The organism is Tardiphaga sp. 709 (genome assembly GCF_032401055.1).
Lineage (GTDB): Bacteria > Pseudomonadota > Alphaproteobacteria > Rhizobiales > Xanthobacteraceae > Tardiphaga.
Genome location: NZ_CP135529.1, coordinates 2,818,893 through 2,836,865, shown reverse-complemented (window position 1 = coordinate 2,836,865; position 17,973 = coordinate 2,818,893). Strand labels below are relative to the sequence as shown.

General features: G+C 62.9%; 18 protein-coding genes. 10 read left to right on the top strand and 8 right to left on the bottom strand.

Annotated elements, in window-relative coordinates; all coding sequences use genetic code 11:
- The first annotated feature begins 35 nt into the window (after positions 1–35).
- Together RSO67_RS13935 and RSO67_RS13930 are read left to right on the top strand one after the other, a co-directional pair.
- On the top strand, positions 36–1,025 hold the full coding sequence (locus RSO67_RS13935) for an SPFH domain-containing protein (RefSeq protein WP_089265787.1): 990 nt from the start codon (positions 36–38) through the stop codon (positions 1,023–1,025).
- Between the two features lie 10 nt (positions 1,026–1,035).
- A complete protein-coding gene (locus RSO67_RS13930; protein ID WP_093757207.1) occupies positions 1,036–1,479 on the top strand; it encodes an NfeD family protein in 444 nt (147 codons plus the stop codon).
- On the opposite strand, the gene RSO67_RS13925 is transcribed toward RSO67_RS13930, so the two are convergent.
- Positions 1,480–1,821 carry a helix-turn-helix domain-containing protein gene (locus tag RSO67_RS13925; RefSeq protein ID WP_315843927.1) on the bottom strand — a complete coding sequence of 114 codons (342 nt, stop codon included), beginning with the start codon at positions 1,819–1,821 and terminating at the stop codon, positions 1,480–1,482.
- 72 nt (positions 1,822–1,893) lie between these two features.
- Here RSO67_RS13925 and RSO67_RS13920 point away from each other — a divergent pair, with 72 nt between their 5' ends.
- Positions 1,894–2,442, top strand: coding sequence for a carboxymuconolactone decarboxylase family protein (locus RSO67_RS13920; RefSeq protein ID WP_315843926.1), 549 nt, complete (start codon positions 1,894–1,896; stop codon positions 2,440–2,442).
- A gap of 6 nt (positions 2,443–2,448) precedes the next feature.
- On the opposite strand, the gene RSO67_RS13915 is transcribed toward RSO67_RS13920, so the two are convergent.
- A complete protein-coding gene (locus tag RSO67_RS13915; RefSeq protein ID WP_410001886.1) occupies positions 2,449–3,426 on the bottom strand; it encodes an SIS domain-containing protein in 978 nt (325 codons plus the stop codon).
- 342 nt (positions 3,427–3,768) lie between these two features.
- Between RSO67_RS13915 and RSO67_RS13910 the strand changes: the two genes are divergently transcribed.
- Entirely contained in the window at positions 3,769–5,373 is a 1,605-nt protein-coding gene (locus RSO67_RS13910) for an outer membrane beta-barrel protein (protein ID WP_315843925.1), read from the top strand.
- 34 nt (positions 5,374–5,407) lie between these two features.
- On the opposite strand, the gene RSO67_RS13905 is transcribed toward RSO67_RS13910, so the two are convergent.
- Positions 5,408–5,680, bottom strand: a complete 273-nt coding sequence (locus tag RSO67_RS13905) for a hypothetical protein (RefSeq protein WP_089266229.1) — start codon at positions 5,678–5,680, stop codon at positions 5,408–5,410.
- A gap of 200 nt (positions 5,681–5,880) precedes the next feature.
- On the opposite strand from RSO67_RS13905, the gene RSO67_RS13900 reads away from it, so the two are divergent.
- Positions 5,881–7,377, top strand: coding sequence for a diguanylate cyclase (locus RSO67_RS13900; RefSeq protein ID WP_410001854.1), 1,497 nt, complete (start codon positions 5,881–5,883; stop codon positions 7,375–7,377).
- A gap of 3 nt (positions 7,378–7,380) precedes the next feature.
- Here the strand turns inward: RSO67_RS13900 and RSO67_RS13895 are convergent, their stop codons facing one another.
- On the bottom strand, positions 7,381–8,265 hold the full coding sequence (locus RSO67_RS13895; RefSeq protein WP_315843923.1) for a UTP--glucose-1-phosphate uridylyltransferase: 885 nt from the start codon (positions 8,263–8,265) through the stop codon (positions 7,381–7,383).
- 262 nt (positions 8,266–8,527) lie between these two features.
- Between RSO67_RS13895 and RSO67_RS13890 the strand changes: the two genes are divergently transcribed.
- Together RSO67_RS13890 and RSO67_RS13885 are read left to right on the top strand one after the other, a co-directional pair.
- Positions 8,528–9,925: a lytic murein transglycosylase gene (locus tag RSO67_RS13890; protein ID WP_315843922.1), complete on the top strand. Its 1,398-nt coding sequence runs from the start codon at positions 8,528–8,530 to the stop codon at positions 9,923–9,925.
- A 94-nt stretch (positions 9,926–10,019) separates the two neighbouring features.
- Positions 10,020–10,985 carry a tripartite tricarboxylate transporter substrate binding protein gene (locus tag RSO67_RS13885; protein ID WP_315843921.1) on the top strand — a complete coding sequence of 322 codons (966 nt, stop codon included), beginning with the start codon at positions 10,020–10,022 and terminating at the stop codon, positions 10,983–10,985.
- A 52-nt stretch (positions 10,986–11,037) separates the two neighbouring features.
- Here the strand turns inward: RSO67_RS13885 and RSO67_RS13880 are convergent, their stop codons facing one another.
- Complete coding sequence (locus tag RSO67_RS13880) at positions 11,038–11,925, bottom strand: TauD/TfdA family dioxygenase (RefSeq protein WP_315843920.1); 888 nt, start codon at positions 11,923–11,925, stop codon at positions 11,038–11,040.
- A gap of 117 nt (positions 11,926–12,042) precedes the next feature.
- Positions 12,043–12,822, bottom strand: coding sequence for an SDR family NAD(P)-dependent oxidoreductase (locus RSO67_RS13875; RefSeq protein ID WP_315843919.1), 780 nt, complete (start codon positions 12,820–12,822; stop codon positions 12,043–12,045).
- Between the two features lie 107 nt (positions 12,823–12,929).
- Here RSO67_RS13875 and RSO67_RS13870 point away from each other — a divergent pair, with 107 nt between their 5' ends.
- Together RSO67_RS13870 and RSO67_RS13865 are read left to right on the top strand one after the other, a co-directional pair.
- Positions 12,930–13,664, top strand: coding sequence for an SDR family oxidoreductase (locus RSO67_RS13870; RefSeq protein ID WP_315843918.1), 735 nt, complete (start codon positions 12,930–12,932; stop codon positions 13,662–13,664).
- 82 nt (positions 13,665–13,746) lie between these two features.
- Positions 13,747–14,109, top strand: a complete 363-nt coding sequence (locus RSO67_RS13865; protein WP_089266232.1) for a CsbD family protein — start codon at positions 13,747–13,749, stop codon at positions 14,107–14,109.
- Between the two features lie 144 nt (positions 14,110–14,253).
- Here RSO67_RS13865 and RSO67_RS13860 read toward each other — a convergent pair whose 3' ends face one another.
- Positions 14,254–15,954 carry a GDSL-type esterase/lipase family protein gene (locus RSO67_RS13860; RefSeq protein WP_315843917.1) on the bottom strand — a complete coding sequence of 567 codons (1,701 nt, stop codon included), beginning with the start codon at positions 15,952–15,954 and terminating at the stop codon, positions 14,254–14,256.
- Positions 15,955–16,121: 167 nt separating this feature from the next.
- Positions 16,122–16,502: a DUF930 domain-containing protein gene (locus tag RSO67_RS13855; protein WP_093757198.1), complete on the bottom strand. Its 381-nt coding sequence runs from the start codon at positions 16,500–16,502 to the stop codon at positions 16,122–16,124.
- A 744-nt stretch (positions 16,503–17,246) separates the two neighbouring features.
- Here RSO67_RS13855 and RSO67_RS13850 point away from each other — a divergent pair.
- On the top strand, positions 17,247–17,930 hold the full coding sequence (locus RSO67_RS13850) for an adenylate kinase (protein WP_315843916.1): 684 nt from the start codon (positions 17,247–17,249) through the stop codon (positions 17,928–17,930).
- Positions 17,931–17,973: the final 43 nt, after the last annotated feature.

The window sequence follows — 17,973 nt, the reverse complement described above, 5'->3', positions numbered from 1 at the left end:
ATGTTGCGCGTCCATTTTGCCGCAGGGAGACTTTGATGTCCGGTTACGACATTTTCGCCATCGCCGTTGTGCTGCTGATCATCTTCACGCTGTTTGCCGGTGTGAAGACTGTGCCGCAGGGCTATGACTGGACCATCGAGCGCTTCGGTAAATTCACCCGTACGCTGTCGCCGGGCCTCAATCTCATCATTCCGTATTTCGATCGCGTCGGTCGCAAGATGAACATGATGGAGCAGGTGATCAGCATCCCCGAGCAGGAAGTGATCACCAAGGACAACGCCACCGTCACCGTGGACGGCGTCGCGTTCTTCCAGGTGTTCGACGCGGCCAAGGCAAGCTACGAAGTGTCCGACCTCAATCAGGCGATCATTGTGCTGACCATGACTAATATCCGTTCGGTGATGGGCTCGATGGACCTCGATCAGGTGCTGTCGCATCGCGACGAGATCAATGAGCGGCTGCTGCGCGTCGTCGATGCCGCGGTGTCGCCATGGGGCCTCAAGGTCAACCGTATCGAAATCAAGGACATCGTACCGCCGGCCGATCTGGTCGAAGCCATGGGCCGGCAGATGAAGGCCGAACGCGTCAAGCGCGCCGACATTCTGCAGGCCGAGGGTCAGCGCCAGTCGGAGATTCTCCGTGCCGAAGGTGCCAAACAGGGCCAGATCCTGCAGGCGGAAGGCCGCCGCGAGGCTGCGTTCCGTGACGCCGAGGCACGCGAGCGGTCCGCAGAGGCCGAAGCCAACGCAACGCGGGTGGTGTCGGAGGCAATTTCGAAGGGTGACGTTGCGGCGCTGAACTACTTCATTGCTGACAAATACATCAAGGCATTCGGCCAGCTCGCGGAATCGCCGAACCAGAAGGTCATCATGCTGCCGGTGGAAGCCATGAGCATGCTGGGCTCGCTGGCCGGTATCGGCGAGATCGCCAAGGCGACCTTCGGCGAGAACTCGACCTCGGCCCAGGCTGCCGCGCGCCGCAGCGGATCAGTGCCGCCGGCGGGTACAACGCCGCCGCGCAGCTAGGGATTTCGCAATGGCCGAAATGTTCGTCACTTTGGGTAGCTGGAACTGGTTGATCTTCGGCGTGCTACTGATGGCGCTGGAGCTGCTGGCGCCCGGCGTCTTCATGTTCTGGCTTGGGCTGTCCGCTTTCCTGGTCGGCGTGCTGTCCTTCATCGTCACGCCGTCCTGGCAAGTGCAGATCCTGCTGTTCGGGTTGTTCGCGCTGGCAGCCGTCCCGCTGTGGCGACGGATTGCGCGTCAGAAGCCCGGCGCCAATCCGAACCCGTTCCTCAATAAGCGCTCCGATGCGCTGGTCGGCCGTGTCTGCACGCTCGATCGGCCAATCATCGACGGTGAGGGCATCGTGCGCATCGACGACACGGTCTGGCGCGTCAGTGGCCCGGATACGCCGGCAGGCACCAAGGTGAAGATCGTGAAGGCGGACGGAGCGAGCCTGACGGTGGATGTGGCTTGATCAGTCAGCCGCCAGCGATTTGCTCCACCGCTCCGCAAAACGATGCAGTGGCAGGAAGGTGTCCTGCAACTCCCGGCCTGTATCCGTCAGCCCATAGCCGTCCGGCTGCAGCGCGATCAGACCCGCGTCCCTGAGATCGCTCAGGCGTGCTTGGAGAACGGTAGGGGACGCGTCGTCGCAAGCCTCGCGCAGCGCTCGTGAGGTCAGGGAGCGCTCACGCAACTCCCAAAGAATGCGCAGCGTCCAGCGCCGGCCTAGCAGGTCGAGCAGCGCCATGATCGGTCGGCCGGTCGTCGAGCCACGCACAGCGCGTCTGGGCTGTTTGGAAACGGACTTTGCCATCACATTCTCTCTTGCAGGGTGCTACAGAATATGTAGCATATCGCTACGATTATTGTAGCGCTGGAGTTGGCTATGTCACGCATCGCGCCGTTGCAGCCGCCCTATGATCCTGACATTCAGGCGCAATTCGATGCGATCATGCGCGGCGCGCCGCCGCTGATGCTGTTTCGCGTGATCGCCGGTCATCCGAGGGCATGGAGCAAATTTCGCACAGCTGGCCTGCTTGATCGCGGACCGCTGTCGCTGCGGGAGCGCGAGATTGTCATAGATCGCACCTGCGCACTGACGGGTTGCGAATACGAATGGGGCGTCCATGTCGCGGCCTTCGCAGACGCAGCGAAATTGACGGATGCGGAGGTGAGGGCGACCGTCGATGACGACGCACAGGCGACATGCTGGTCGTCAGCGGAACAAGCTCTGATCGCGGCAGTCGATGCGCTCCATCATCGCGCGACGCTCAGCGATGAGGAATTCAAGACGCTGGCCGCTCACTACGATGACGCGAAAACCTTCGAGATCATCCTGCTGTGCGGATTCTATCGCACGGTGTCGTACATCGCGAACGGCTTGGCATTGCCACTCGAAGCGAATGCGGCAAGGTTCCCGCGAACTGCCAGCTGACGTGGCTTACGCCACGCCTGCCCGCAGCAGATCATGCAGATGCACGATGCCGACGGGCTTTCGCGCATCCGTCACTAGCAGCGCGGTGATCTTCGACGAGTTGAGGATTTCCAAGGCTTCGCCGGCGAGCAGGTCACGGCTGATGGTCTTGGGGTTCTTGGTCATGACTTCATCGACCGACACCGTCATCAGGTCGGCGCGCATGTGACGGCGGAGATCGCCATCGGTGACGATGCCGACCACATGGCCGTTGCCGTCGGTGATGCCGACGCAGCCAAAGCCCTTCGATGACATTTCCACCAGCGCGTCGGACATCTTGGTGCCGAGCGGCTTGAGCGGCACGGCGTCGCCTGAATGCATGAGGTCGCGGGTGTATTTCAGCATCGCGCCCAGCTTGCCGCCGGGATGCAGCACGCTGAAATCCACCGACGTAAAGCCACGGCCTTCCAGCAGCGCGATCGCCAGCGCGTCGCCCATCGCCAGCATCATCAGCGACGACGTCGTGGGGGCGAGATTATGTGGGCAGGCCTCGCGCGCCTTCGGCAGCGTCAGCGCGACATCGGCGGCCTCGGCCAGCGTCGAGGTGGCTTCGGAGGTGATCGCGACCACGCCGATCCTGAAACGCTTGGCATAGGTGATGAGGTTCTTCATCTCCGGCTGCTCGCCGGACCAGGACAGCGCCATGATGACGTCGTCGGGCGTGATCATGCCGAGATCGCCATGGCTGGCTTCGGCGGCGTGCACGAAAAAGGCGGGTGTACCGGTCGATGCGAAGGTCGCGGCGATCTTGCGGCCAATATGACCGGACTTGCCGAGGCCCGTGATGATCAGGCGGCCTTTGGCCTTGAGGATCAGGTCGGCGGCCGCGACGAAGGCCGGGCCGAGGTCGGATTGCAGCGCGGTTGCCAGCGCAGTGACGCCGCTGGCTTCGGCCTCCAGCGTACGCAGCGCCGAGGCAATCGCTTCAATGGCCTGATCGCTCATCGCTGCCGTCGTTTTCGTCGGAAGGCCGGGTGTCTTGGAGAGGGGCATCAATCGCATCCTGGGGCCGTAAATTGTCCGGCTGTGTCGCCGTCCTCTTAGCACGGCTGGGCCTGCCTGGCGAAACCCCGCCGATGCGATCTCAACGGGCCATTAACCATAAGCGTTTTAACTCCCTTAACCATGAGTTGTCGCGCGCGCCTCCGGCGTCGCTCTTGGTGGATTTTGTAAGCTTTTGATGGTGTTGGAGTTTTTCTGATCGTGAGGATGGGTCGAGTACGCGACCGCCGCAACCGCGCCTGGGCCAACGGCGCGGTTTCGGCATGTCTGTGTCTGAGCCTCCTGATGCCATCTCCGGCATTCTCGCAAGCATTGACGTCAGACCTGCTGGCGCCGGTCCCGGGCGGCTTCGTGTCGCCGCAGAATCTGCCCACGCGCCGGACGACGGATGCGCCGCTTCAGCCAAATGGAACGCTGCAGAGCAGCCAGCTATCGCCGGATCGCCTGCCACAGTCGATCATCACACCGCCCATACCCGCCGCATCGGGCGCCGCCGGCACCGGATTCGATGCGCTCAACCGCAAGCGCAAGCAGATCAAATATTATCCGGGCGCGAAGAAGCCAAAGCCGCCGGTGGGGCCTGGCAGTCCGCCGCCACCGCTGGTGCCCGAGACGCGGCCGGCCCCGCCATCGGCCAAGGCCGCGAAGCCTCCCGTCGCGCCATCGGTTGCCGGCACCGTGGTGGGTCAGCCGCCGCGCCGGCGATTGCCGGTTGATCCCGATCCTTATGCGCCGACCGGCGTGCGCGTCGGCAGCTTCCTCGTGAAGTCAGCCGTGGAAATCTATGGCGGTTTCGACAACAACCCGGCGCGCTTCGTGCAGCCGAAGGGGTCGTCGTTCTACAAGGTCGCGCCGGAACTGCTGGCCGCAACCGACTGGACGCGGCACTCGATCATCGTGGATCTGCGCGGTTCCTTCACCGGCTATGAGAAGCAGTTTCCCGCAGCGCCATTCCAGACTTCGCCGGCACCCGAAAATGTCGATCGCGCCGAATTCAACGGCAAGATCGCCGGTCGTCTCGATGTCGCCCGCGACCTGCGCGTTAACAGCGAAATGCGTATGCGGGTCGGCGCGGATAATCCGGGCAGCCCGAACATTCAGGCCGGCTTGAAGGAGTTCCCGCTGTTCACGACGACTGGTGGGTCGCTCGGGGTCGAGAAGGACTTCAACCGCCTTCAGATCAAGGTCGATGGTCTCGTCGATCGCACCGTCTATCAGGATTCGAAACTGACCGACGGCACCCAGACCAACAACAATGACCGTAATTTCAATCAGTATGGCGGCGTCGGCCGCGCCACCTATGAAGTGCTGCCGGGTCTGAAGCCATTCGCCGAAGTCCAAGGCGATGTCCGTGTGCACGACGATCGGGCGGATCGCTTCGGCTATCTCAGGGATTCCAGCGGCGGCTATATCAAGGCCGGCACGACGTTTGAATTCACGCGTCTGCTGACGGGCGAAGCGTCGATCGGTTATGCAGCGCGCAGCTATACGGATACGCGGCTGGAGGTTCTCAAGGGCCTGCTGACGTCAGCGTCGCTGATCTGGACGGCCACACCGCTGACGACTGCGAAATTCGTTTCGACCACGTCGATCGACGAGACCACCGTGCCCGGCGTTCCCGGCATTCTCACGCGCACCTATACGGTTGAGGTCAATCACGACTTCCGGCGCTGGCTGACGGCCACGGGCAAGTTCACTTACGTGACGCAGGACTATCAGGAAAACTTCCGCTTCGATAAGATCTACTCGCTGCAGGGTGATCTCGTTTACAAGCTGAACCGTGAAATCCAGCTCAAGGCGCAGGTGCGCCGCGATATCCTGGATTCAAACATCCTTGGCGCGAGCACGGCCTCGACGGTGGTGATGCTGGGTGTGAGACTGCAGCGATAGCGGTCAAAAATCGCTGGGCGCCACGTCGCTCGTCCTAATTCCACTTCCGCATGAACTTGGCCGTCTTCCGGCGAAATTTCACACCGGAGCCATCGGGCAATCGGATGGCGATGAAGCCGGCTGCGATACAGGCCTCGCGCTGCGGCATGTGCTCATCGGGCGCGCGCTCGGTCTCCCACCACGAGGCCCGGTGCGACGCGCGCGGCAGCGCGTCGTCGATGATCTCCTCGATCGCATCCATGCTCAGCACGAATTCGTCCTTGGTCTGGCTGGCCAGGTAGGCGCGGAGCAGGTCGTAGTCAGGCACGGAATTGTCCTCGGTATAATCTCGCAAACGTCATACGCGCCCGCGCGACCGGGCGCTACAGCTCCGATTCGGTAAATCAGCACCGGGGGTGCGTCATCCGAGCATTTTCCGCAACCGTTCGTTAACGCCGTGTGGAACCCGGGTCGCGGTATTTAAGCGCTCGGCAAGCATTGGCGTGCCATCCGTCTGGTACGGAGCACATGATGACGTCGGGGAATGCAAGCACGGGAATTCGACGCTGGCCATTATCGGCCAAGCTGTTGATTCTGTCGTCGCTGGTCACGATCATTGGCTTTTCGGCCGTTTGCGGCACTGTGATGCTCGATATGCGCCGCGGCGAGGAAGCGCTCGCGCGACAGACTGCCGAGAACCTCGCCACCTCCATCGATTCTGATATAGGTCGAACCGTTGAACAATACGATCTGTCGTTGCGCGCTGTCATCTCCGGCATCAATACGCCCGAGATCGACAAGCTCAGCAAGGAAATGCGCCAGCTGATCCTGTTCGACAATGCGGCATCAGCGCGCCAGTTCGCATCCATTCAGGTGTTCGATGCGTATGGCGATCTTATCATCGATGCGGCATCGCTCGATCCTGCCAAGCAGAGCAGTGCCGACGAAGAGTTCTTCAAGGTACACAAGTTCGATGGTGAGCGCGGGCTCTATGTCAGCAAACCGATGCTGCACCGGGGCGCGTATTCCGTCGTGCTGAGCCGCCGCATCACCGACATCGATGGCAATTTTGCCGGCGTCGTCGCGGGTGCCATCCGGTTCGCCTACTTTCATGATTTGTTCGGCCGCTTGCGGCTAAACAAGGACGACAACATCACGGTGATCCGCCGCGACGGCGTCGTCATCATGCGTACGCCGTTCGATCTCGATGTGGTCGGCAGGGATCTGAGCAAGACCCCCGGCGTGATGCGGGCGCTGAGCCGGTCCAACGGGTCGTATTCGGGCGTCGGTGTCGTTGACCAGATCGAGCGCCTCTATGTGTGGCGCGACAGCGGTCGGCCGTTGCTCGTGATCGTCGGCCGACCGTGGGCCGGCATCTACAGTCTGTGGTATCAGCAGGCGATCAAGATCGGCGGCATCATGCTGGCGCTGATTATCTTCATCACCGCGGTGACACTGTTTCTGGCGCGCGAAATAGGCCGCCGCGCACACGCAGAGCACAAGCTCGAAGAACTGGCCACGACCGATGGTCTCACTGGACTGCGCAATCGCCGCAAATTCGATGCGGCGATGGAGCTGGAATGGCGCCGTGCCATCAGGCATTCACGGCCGATGGCACTGCTGTTGATCGACGCCGACCATTTCAAGGTTTTCAACGACAGCTTCGGTCATCAATCCGGAGACACCGCCCTGATCGCGATCGCAAATTGCATCGCAGGAGCGGCGAAGCGCGCCGGCGACTGTGCCGCGCGCTATGGCGGGGAAGAGTTCGCCGTGCTGCTGCCCGGTGCGACCGTGCAGGATGCCTATGAGGTTGCCGAAACCATTCGGCGCCGCGTCGAGCAGGTGCCGGCGGATCCCGCGATGCTCACGGTCAGCGTCGGCGTCGCCAGCGTGAAGCCGCTGGTGACGATGGAGTGGACGGGACTGGTCGAAGCTGCCGACAAGGCGCTCTATGCGGCGAAGGCGGCAGGCCGCAACCAGTGCGTCATCGCAGGCGATGCGCACCAGGCGATCGCAGCCTAGCGCTTACTCTCCGAGATAACGCAGCATTTCGGCGCGCAGACCTTCGCGCAGATCAGGGCGTTGCAGGCCGAAGGCGATGTTAGCGCGCAGGAAGCCCGACTTCGAACCGCAATCGTGCCGCTCGCCTTCGAATTCCACGCCGTAGAACGACTGGCTCTTGGCGAGGCCGATCATCGCATCGGTGAGCTGGATTTCGCCACCCGCGCCGCGCTCCTGGGTCTCCAAAATTTTGAATATCTCCGGCTGCAGGATGTAGCGGCCGGTAATCGACAGGTTGGACGGCGCGGTGCCCTTCGGGGGTTTCTCGACCATGCCCTCGATGCTGAAAGCGGTCTCGTGGGTCGGGTGGCGCTCGCCGACACCGCAGATGCCGTATTGATGCGTCATGTCCATCGGGACTTCCTCGACGGCAACAAGGTTGGATTTTTCGCCAAGTGCTCCCGCGATATCGACCATCTGCTTCAGGCAGCCCGGGGAATTCAGCACCAGCTCATCCGGCAGCACCACGGCGAAGGGCTCATTGCCAACGATATCGCGGGCACACCAGACAGCATGGCCAAGCCCCAGTGGGGCCTGCTGGCGCGTGAAGCTCATGGCGCCGGCAGCAGGCTGGGACAGCGCCAGCTGTTCGATCTCGGCAGACTTGTTGCGGCTCTTGAGTGTCTCGTCGAGCTCGAACATGCGGTCGAAGTGATCTTCGATGATGCCCTTGTTGCGGCCGGTAACGAAGATGAAATGTTCGATGCCGGCCTCGCGGGCTTCGTCGACCACATATTGGATCAACGGCCGATCGACGATGGTCAGCATTTCCTTCGGCATCGCCTTGGTGGCGGGAAGGACGCGGGTGCCGAGGCCGGCGACCGGGAAAACGGCTTTGCGAATTTTCATCAGGGGACTTTGCAATGACCTTGGAGGGGAGCGACACAGGCAGGCCAACGAAGATTGCGCCTGCTGGTTCCGTTTGCAACCGGGAACAAAGGCGGATGTGTGGTGCCGGGCTGTGTGTCTGCAATTATCCTTTCTGCCGCGCGGCACGTTCGCCCAGCCGGCCAAAACTGGAATAGTGTTAAGCTGATGGAAACCCTCGCCGGGCCTCCTGTCATGCCACAGTCATGACCAAATTCCGGTCAGATTCCCGAGATGGATAGTGATGAAATCTGCGACGAAGATGGCGCGTAGCCTGACATGCGGTGTAGCTGCGCTCGGCGCAGTTTTGCTTACGGCAGCCCTGCCCGTGGCGGCGCAGGCGCAGAGCAAGAGCGGCCCTTTCAGCCTGTTCGACAATATCTTTAGCGGATCGTCGCAGAGCCAGGACCCGCCGCCGCAGGCAGCCTTGCCCGGTGCGCCCAGTGTGCAGCCATGGAGTGGTGAGGACGGCGCATCCGGCCATCCGCTGATGACCGCACAGGCGATCCGCGAGGCCGCGGGTAATTTCGACAACTGCATTGCCGGGCTGTGGCCTGATGCCGCACGCCGCGGCATCTCGCAGGACAGCTATCAGCGCTTCACGGCCGGGCTGACGCCGGATCTGCGAATCATGGACCTGATGGATTCGCAGCCGGAATTCACCAAGGCGATCTGGGACTATCTCGACATCCTGGTGAACGACAATCGCATGGCCAAGGGCCGTGAGGTGCTGGCGCAGTACAAGACGATCTTTGACGCGGCCGAGAAGGCCTATGGTGTCGATCGCTACATTATCGCGTCGATCTGGGGCATCGAGTCGAACTACTCGACGATGATCGGCGATCGCAGCGTTCTGCGCTCGACGGCGACGCTGGCCTGCGTCGGCCGCCGTCAGGCCTATTTCAAGGACGAGTTTCTGGTCGCACTGGAAATCCTGCATCGCGGCGATCTGAGGCCTGAACAGATGCGCGGCTCCTGGGCTGGCGCATTCGGGCCGACCCAGTTCATGCCGACCGCGTTCAAGCGTTTTGCGGTGGATGGTGACGGCGACGGTCGCCGCGACGTGGTCGACAATCCGACCGATCTGATCTTCTCGACGGCCAATAACCTGAAGAAGGATGGCTGGCAGAGCGGCCAGACCTGGGGCTACGAGGTCGTGGTACCGCAGGGCTTCAACTACATGCTGGCCGACAAGGCCAAGGCGATGACCCTGCCGCAATGGGAGCAGCTCGGCCTCAAGCGCGCCAACAACCAGCCGTTTCCGCGCATGACGGAAAAGGCCTATCTGCTCGCGCCCGCCGGTTCGCAGGGGCCGGGCTTCCTCATGATGACGAATTTTCGCGTCATCATGAAATACAATCCGGCTGAGGCCTATGCGATGGCCATCGGCCATTTCGCCGACCGGTTGCGCGGCGGTCCGCCCTTCGTGCAGCCATGGCCGCGTCAGGAGCGCGTGCTGTCCCGCGCCGAGCGGCTGGAGCTACAGCAGCTGCTGGCGCAGCGCGGCTTCTACAAGGGCACGCCGGACGGCCAGTTCGGCGGCCAGACCCGTGAGGCTCTGCGCAACTACCAGGCCTCCATCGGCGCGCCCGCCGACGGGTTTGCGTCATCGGAGATGCTGGATCGGCTCCGGGTGAGATAAGCGCCCTGTGCAGAGGGCCATAGCGCATAACATTATACCGCAATGCAGCATGCGTGTTAGGCTGCTCCCCTTGAGGCATTCTTGGGGACTATCGATGTTGAACAGGCGCGCGCTGCTGGCCGGATTGTCGGCAAGCCTTCTTCCATTTCAGGCCAAGGCGGCGTGGCCGGAACGGTCTATCACCCTGCTGCACGGTTTCGCGCCGGGCGGTGGCACCGATGCAACCTCGCGTGTGCTCGCCGAAGGTCTGTCGAAAATCCTCGGCCAGACGGTGGTGGTCGAAACCAAGCCGGGCGCCGGCACGACGCTCGCCGGGGCGCAGCTCGCCCGCGCGGCGCCTGACGGCTACACGATCTCGCTGATCACCGCGACCTATGGCGCGTCGTCGGCCTTCTACAAGAGCCTGCCTTACAAGCCGGTCGATGACCTCAAAGGCATATGCCAGGTCTCCGAAGCGCCCTACATGTTCTCGTGTAATGCGGACGCGCCATTCAAGAATCTCGCCGAGTTGATCGCGGCTGCCAAGAAACAGCCGGACAAGCCGCTCACTTACGGCACGCCCGGCGTCGGCTCCGGACCGCATTTGATCGTCGAGCAGATCGGGCAGTTGGCCGGCGTGAAGTTTCAGCACATTCCGTTCCGCGGCGGCGCTCAGGCCGTTGTCGAAGTCCTCGCGGGTCGCATCGACTTCATGGTCGATCCGCCGATCTCGATGGTCGAGCAGATCAAGGCCGGCAAGTTCCGCGCACTGGCCGTCACCACGGCTGAACGCTTCCCGTCTTTTCCCGATATTCCGACCGTGGCCGAAGCAGGTTTTGCGGGCTATGCCGCGCCGGGCTGGTACAGCCTCGTCGGACCGATCGGCCTTCCCGATGACGTCGTGGCGAAGCTGAACGCCGCAACGGTTACGCTGCTCAAGGATGAGAGCGTGAAGGAACGCCTGCTGTCGCTGGGCAGCCAGGCGAAGGCCTCGGAGCCAAAGGAAGTCACCGACCTCCTGGCGTCCGACGTGAAGCGCTGGAGCGAAGTGCTGGAGAAGGCGAAGATCGAGCGGATCTAGAACGCACACAGGCGCGCTGCATCGCGCGGCGCGCCTGTCGTTTGATGGCAGGCTATTCCGCGGCCTGCTGCGCCACGGTCGGTGCATTGCCGGCGACGGTCGCGCGGCGCATGTCGCGCGGCTGCGACTGGTCATAGCGGCGGACACGATGCATGGTCTGGCGATTGTCCCACATCACGAGATCATGCAGTGTCCATTTGTGGACATAGACGAATTGCGGCTGCGTGGCGTGCTCGTTGAGATCGCGCAGCAGCACGCGGGCTTCGGGCACCGACATGCCCTGGATCGCACCGGCATGCGACGACAGATACAGCGACTTGCGGCCGTGCACCGGATGCGTGCGCACCAGCCGCTGCAGCACCGGCTTGAACATCTCTTTCTCTTCGTCAGTGTAGTCGAGAAAACCGAGCGCACCGCGCGATGTCATCAGCGAATGTTCGCAGATCATGTCTTCGATCTCGGCCTTGGTGCCGCTGTCGAGCGCATCATAGGCGGCGCGCATGTCGGCAAATTCGGTATTGCCGCCTTTCGGATTGACCACGCGCGCCGACAGCAATGAGAACTTCGCGGGGATAGGCCGGAAGGAACTGTCCGAATGCCACAGGCAGTTGCCCAGATTGAAGAGATGAGCGCGGCTGTCTTTCGGTAGCGGCTTGCCGTCCTTGCCGAGATTGGACACATCTGCAAGCCCCGATGTCAGCCGGTAATCTTCCTTCTTGGTGACGGAACCGCCTTTTCGATTTTCGCGCTCGCCGAAATTCTGTGCGAAAGCGAGTTGCTGTTCGTCGGTGATATCCTGCTTCGGGAATATCAGGACGGCGTAGTCATCCATGCCGCGCTCGATGGCAACGGCGTCATCGGGGCTGACCGGCTTGGTCAGATCGACGCCGGTCACTTCGCCGACGAACAAGGAATGCAGTTTGCGGATCGTCACGGGCATTGCAGATTTCCTCCGTGTGGAATGGTTGACCCATTCGATTGCGGCTTCCGATCATGTCGGGCCGCTTGAGAAAAATGCTACGCCCGCAAGGTGCGAAGTCAACCGGCGTGAATGCCGTCAGGCATTGCGTGCCATCAGGCCGCCGTCGACCGGGATCACCGCGCCTGTGATATAGGACGCGGCCGGCAGGCACAGGCTTAGCGTCATATGCGCGACTTCTTCCGGATCGCCGTAGCGGCGCAGCACGGTGCGGCGTTTGGCGAAGATCACTTTGTGTTCGTCGCTGATACGCTCGGTGATCCCGGTCGTGATCGGCCCGGGACAGATGCAATTCACCGTAATGCCGTCGCGGCCAAGCTCCACCGCGAGCGAGCGCGTGAGGCCGGTGACGCCGGCTTTCGCTGCGGAATAGGGACTGTGCAGTGCGGTGGCGCCGAGCGCTTCGGTGGACGCGATGTTGACGATCCGCGGCGAGGGTGATTTGCGCAGGTGCGGCAGCGCGGCGCGGATGATGCGCTGGTGCGAGGTCAGCATCACGGCGATGGCGCGATCCCACGCGGCGTCATAGCCGTCCTGATCAATCGCGGTGGAAACCGAGATGCCGGCATTGTTGACGATGATATCGAGACTGCCGAAATGTGCGGCGACGTCGCTGACCACCGTGCGGATACGATCGGGATCGGCGACATCGAGCGTCCAGGCGTGAGCGCTTCCGCCGCCAGATGTGATCGCGTCAACGACGGCAGCAATGCCGTCTGCCGAAATATCCGTGACGGCGACATTGGCGCCTTCGTCGCCGAACACGCGTGCGGTCGCGCGGCCCATGCCGCTTGCGGCGCCGGTGACGAGGACTGTGAGGCCGCGCACCGAGCGGCTGAGCTGTTTGAAATCCGACACGGTATCCTCCGAATTTTGCGCCTTCATGATGAGGCTTGATTGAAGGCTTGCACCGATCGCGGGCGCGGTCAAACATGCGCCGATAAAATCAAGAAGGACAATCAGGGATGAACGAACTCGATTTCAGCGGCCAGCAGGTGCTCATCGTCGGAGGATCCAGCGGAATCGGCAACGGCATGGCGCAGGCATTTCGCGCGCGCGGTGCGCGCGTGCATGTGTGCGGGACGCGCGCCAAGGCCAACGACTATTCCATCGATGACGGCTCCGATCTCGACGGACTCGGCTACAGCCAGCTCGATGTGAGCAGCGCGTCGGCCATCGAGGCGTTCGATCCGAAGCTCGATCGGGTCGATGTGCTGATCCTCGCGCAGGGTGCGGTGATGTATCGCCGCGGCGAATTCGAGATGGATGGCTTCCGCAAGGTGATGGAAGTCAACCTGATGAGCCTGATGGGCTGCGCGACGAAGCTTCATGCACAGCTCAAGGCAAGCCAAGGGCGATTGATTATCGTCAGCTCTACCGCGGCCTATCATGCGACCAAAGGCAACCCGTCCTACAACGCGTCGAAGACCGGTGCGGTCGGTCTCACGCGCACATTGGCGCAGGCGTGGTCGGAAGACGGCATTCGCGTCAATGGTATTGCGCCGGGGCTCGTTGACACCAAGATGACAAAGGTCACGACAGCGAATCCGAAGCGGCTGGAAGGTGCGATTGCCAGGATCCCGCTGCAGCGTCTCGGCACGCCCGCCGATATGGCCGGCGCCGCATTGTTCCTCGCGTCGCCGCTGTCATCCTATGTTTACGGTCATACGCTGGTTGTCGATGGCGGTTTGATCCTTTAAATTCACGGCGCCCGCATCGCGACGGAACCAGTACTAGCCTCAGGCATTACACCGGCGAGAATTTCCTCACGGAGTAATGGACATGGACAAGGACCGTATTGCGGGCGCAGCCAAGGATGCAGCCGGCAAGGTTGAAGGTGTGATCGGCCGAGCCACGGGCGATGAACGGACAGAAGCCTCGGGCCGGGCGCGCGAAGCGACGGGCACCGTGCAGAACCTCTACGGCCAGGCCAAGGATGCCGTGCGCGACGCATCGGACGCGGCCACCAGCTATGCCAAGGATGCGCTCGACAGCGACGTCTATCGCGACGGAACGCAGGCGATCACCGACAAGGTCCGCGACAATCCGCTCGGCTCGCTACTGATCGCAGGCGGTATCGGCTTTGCGCTGGCGATGCTGATGACGCGTCCACCGCGCCGTCGTCCGAACCGTTTCGGCTACTGATCGCGTATCGCGACTGACTAACAGACGCCGCAGAAGCGTCAGCAGTCGCATCTGAGAAGACGTGCAAGAAGTGAAAATCCCTCAGGCCGCAAAGGCCGAGGGATTTTTTTGACTCTGAAATTTCGCGTCGGAATTTTTCGCGCTCTAGCGCGTGAAGAAACCGGAGGGGGCGGAGGCGGCGGGGCCGACATTGGCCGGCGGACGCGGGCCGGGTGCCTGGGCAGGGCGGGGGCGCTGGGGCGCCTGCTGGACGGGCGCGCGGCGCGGCTCGTCGAACCCGAAGAAGCTACCGAAGGATGACGGCGCTTCGGTGGCGATGACGGGCTTCGGCTTTTTCTTCGGCGCGGCCGGCGGCGCCATCACCGGAACGATTCCATCCGGCCCTGTCGCCGCAGCGGTGCCGCTCGTGCCTGAGGTAGCAGGTGTGGCCGCAGCCACGGGAACGTCGCCCTTGGCTTGTTCGCGGCCGATCTCGCGGCGCGGCCAGGCGAAGTCGTCGGCGCGGCCGGCGGGCGCAGCGAGCGGCTCGCCCTTCACCAGCACGCGCGCCACCAATGCATCGACGCTCACCGGCTTCACGCCGGGGCCGCCGAGCAGTTGATCGGTGCCGACGGAGGAGGCGACCAATGGCACGATGGGGCCGGCAAGCGGACGCGGCGCCGGCGCGCCGGGCACGGCATTGAGGTCCGGCGTCGCAGGCTCGCTCGGCAGCGCGATCGGCGCGGAGCGGCCGGAGAGCAGGCGGGTGATCTCGCGCTCGACGTAATGCGCCATCTTGCGGGCGCCGGCCTTGGAGAAATAAACGCCGTCGGCCGAGCGCAGCCGGCGGATCTGGCCTTCGAAATCCGGGCCCTGCTGCAGGAAGCGGCCGGCCTCGTCGACGAAGCCGTCCCAGATATCGACATAGGTGATGCCGGCCTTGGTCGCAGCATCGCGATAGAGATTGTCGAGATAGAGCATGTCGGCGGTCGCCTTGGTGCCGCGCACTGCGGGCAGGCCGACCCACAGCACGGGCACGCCCTTCGCCTTCACGACATTGATCATCTCCTCGATCTTCTTCGAGTAAAGCTCGCCCCAGCGCTCGTCGCGGAAATCGACCATGCCGCCGGTGCGCGCGCCGCGCTCGGCGACGATCGCGCCGGGATCGGGGATGTCGGCATCGTCAGCTTCCGGCTCCGCCGGCTTGTCGCCGGGCTTCACCTCGGCCGCGCTGTCCTTCTTCTCGTCCTTCTTGGCGCCCTTCTTCTCGGCCGCCTTGTCAGGCTCGCGGATCGCGACACGGTCATTGAGACCGAGCATGACGACAATGGCATCGGGCTTCTCGGTGGCGAGAATGCCCTTTGCCGCCGCGGCCCAATCCGCGGGATCGCCCTTCGGCTGATAGCGCAGCAGGCCGGAGACGGTCTTGTGCTTGCGGATCACGCCCATGTCGGGCTGTTCGGCATAGGCGTCCTCGAGACCATAAGCGAGCCAGTCGGCCATACTGTCGCCGAGCACCAGCACGTTGCGTTCGGCCGGGGCATCGCGCTTTTCCGGCGACGGTGCGCGCGAATAGTCCTCGCGCGGAGCGGCTCGCTTCGGCGCCTGCTGTTGCTGGAACGGCGCGAAGAACGGGCTGTCATTGCCACCGCCGAACCAGCCGAAGCCGCCACCGCCGCCTTGCGGCACATTGCGCTGCGGACGCGGAGGAGGTTGCTGCGGACCGCCGAAACCGAAGAACTGCGCCGATGCGGGAGCCACGATGCCGATCAGCAGGCCCAAGGCCACGGCGAGCACCATCAGCGTGCCCTTTTCGGCACGCCAGTGATCGATCCGCCATCTCGGCAAGTTGGGCTTCTGTGACATGCGCCTCGACCGCAATCGCAGGGTCCGCAGACCCGGGTTCCCGCTCGACATACTACCGGATTCGGGCCGCAAGCGGGCAGCCTCAATCCCGCCATCAAGCGCCGCGCGGCGTTAACGTCAAGCAAATCCCGGAACTTTTAGCGGCAGGGTGAACGGCGAGGCCTGGATTACTTCCAGAGCCCCAAAGACTGCCATTTGGCGGGCGGAATGACCGTTCCCGTCTTGTAGGTGAAATCCAGCACCGTCTTGTGGTCCGGCGTCGCCTTGCAGGTGAAGGCGACCTGCATCCATTTGCCGCCCGCGCGATAGGCGCCGCCCTTGGCGATCAGCGTGTTGCCGAGATGCTGCGGCGGCACCAGCGCGTCGGATTTGGCGCGCTCGACGCGCGGGCCGCCCTTGCTGATCCGGCGCATCGCTTCGAAATCGCAGACCTGTTCCAGCCGGGTCTTTGGATCGAGCTTACCGAGGGCAGCCATGAAGCGGGCATCGCTGGCATGCGCCTGTGTGACAAGCGCCACCAGGCCGAGCGGAATAAGCAGGAATTTCATGCGGGAAGGGACAACACGTTTGGAAGGACGAACCGGCGGGATGACATTCGCTTAGCGTGTCCGGAGGTTGCTGACTACCCACCCAGAGATGCGCCGCGCGCCCGGTCGCGCTGTGCGAGTCTTTGTACTGTTCTGGATGACGTCATGCTCCGGATGATGCGCGCACGCGCCGTCTGCCCCGCGCCGCCGCGCAAGTTGGCCTTTCGGTGGTCCCCCCCTTTGATGTGAGGGGGATGAAGCGCCGAAAGGCGCAACTTTGTAGTCAGTGGCGCGTCCCGTCGGCTGCCTGCGACAGCGACCCTCGGTGGGCGCACGCCTTTCGGCGCTCCATCGCGGCTTTTCTGTTCCCGGGGCCGTGCTTCCGGGTACTGGGTACGGGCATCGTGCCCGTCATCCGGCCGGCTTTCGCCAGCCTTCACCCGCACCCGTCCAGCCGCAAGCGGCAGAGCCCCGTAGTGGGCCCGGACGGCTACCTAGGACCTCCCGAGTCCGTGCTTGCGAGGCACGTCCGCGGGCGCCGCACCCTGTCCCACCTCCAAAGACGCCCTCGAGAAGCGCCCCTCGTTGGACAGGGTGATGGAGAATATAAGCCGCTGTAGGAATTGTGTCAATATCGGAATATATCGTTAAAGTCATAGCCGCCATGAGTAAGAATGGCGAAGGTCCCTTGCTCCCTCAAGCTGCGTACTCGCTGCGTTATGCAAGAGCGGGGAAAGGGCATTGCTGCTCCGCGGAGTTCTTGCTTTGAAGCGCATCTTGATTGTTGGCTGTCCAGGCGCGGGAAAGAGTACGGCGGCTCGTGCGCTGTCTGACATCACGGGCCTGCCGGTGATCCATCTCGACCGTCATTATTGGCAGCCTGGTTGGCGCATGCCGGATAGCGACGTCTGGCGCACGACAGTCGAGGCGTTGGCGGCTGAACCGCGCTGGATCATGGATGGCAACTACAGCGGCACACTCGTGTTGCGGCTGACGCGGGCGGACACGCTGATCCATCTGGATTATCCGACCGGGCTTTGCCTGTGGCGCGTTTTACGTCGGACGACGTTGGGATGGGGACGGGTGCGTGCGGATACGGGGCCGGGATGCCCGGAGCGTTTCAATGCAGAGTTTCTGCGTTTTGTCGTCAACTACAGACGTGACCAGCGGGCTCGTGACATGGCGCGGATGGCGGACTTTGCCGGCGAGGTGCATCGGTTTACAGGGCCGACAGAGTTGGCGGCGTTCATCGCGAGATGCCGGACTTTCACGGCAGCGAATGCGGCCGGTGAGTTTATTCTTGGGGCTGCTTGTTATGAGAAAATCGCTGCTGTCGAGGGCGTCGAACTGACGCCTGCGATGAAGCAGCGCTTCAGAGACGCAACGAAGACGAACGCTTCACCCGACGAGTACCGAAACACGATTATCGACGCTCATCGAAAGCCGTGATCTCGACCAATCCTGTGATCCTACTGTTGCGCTTGGTAAAATA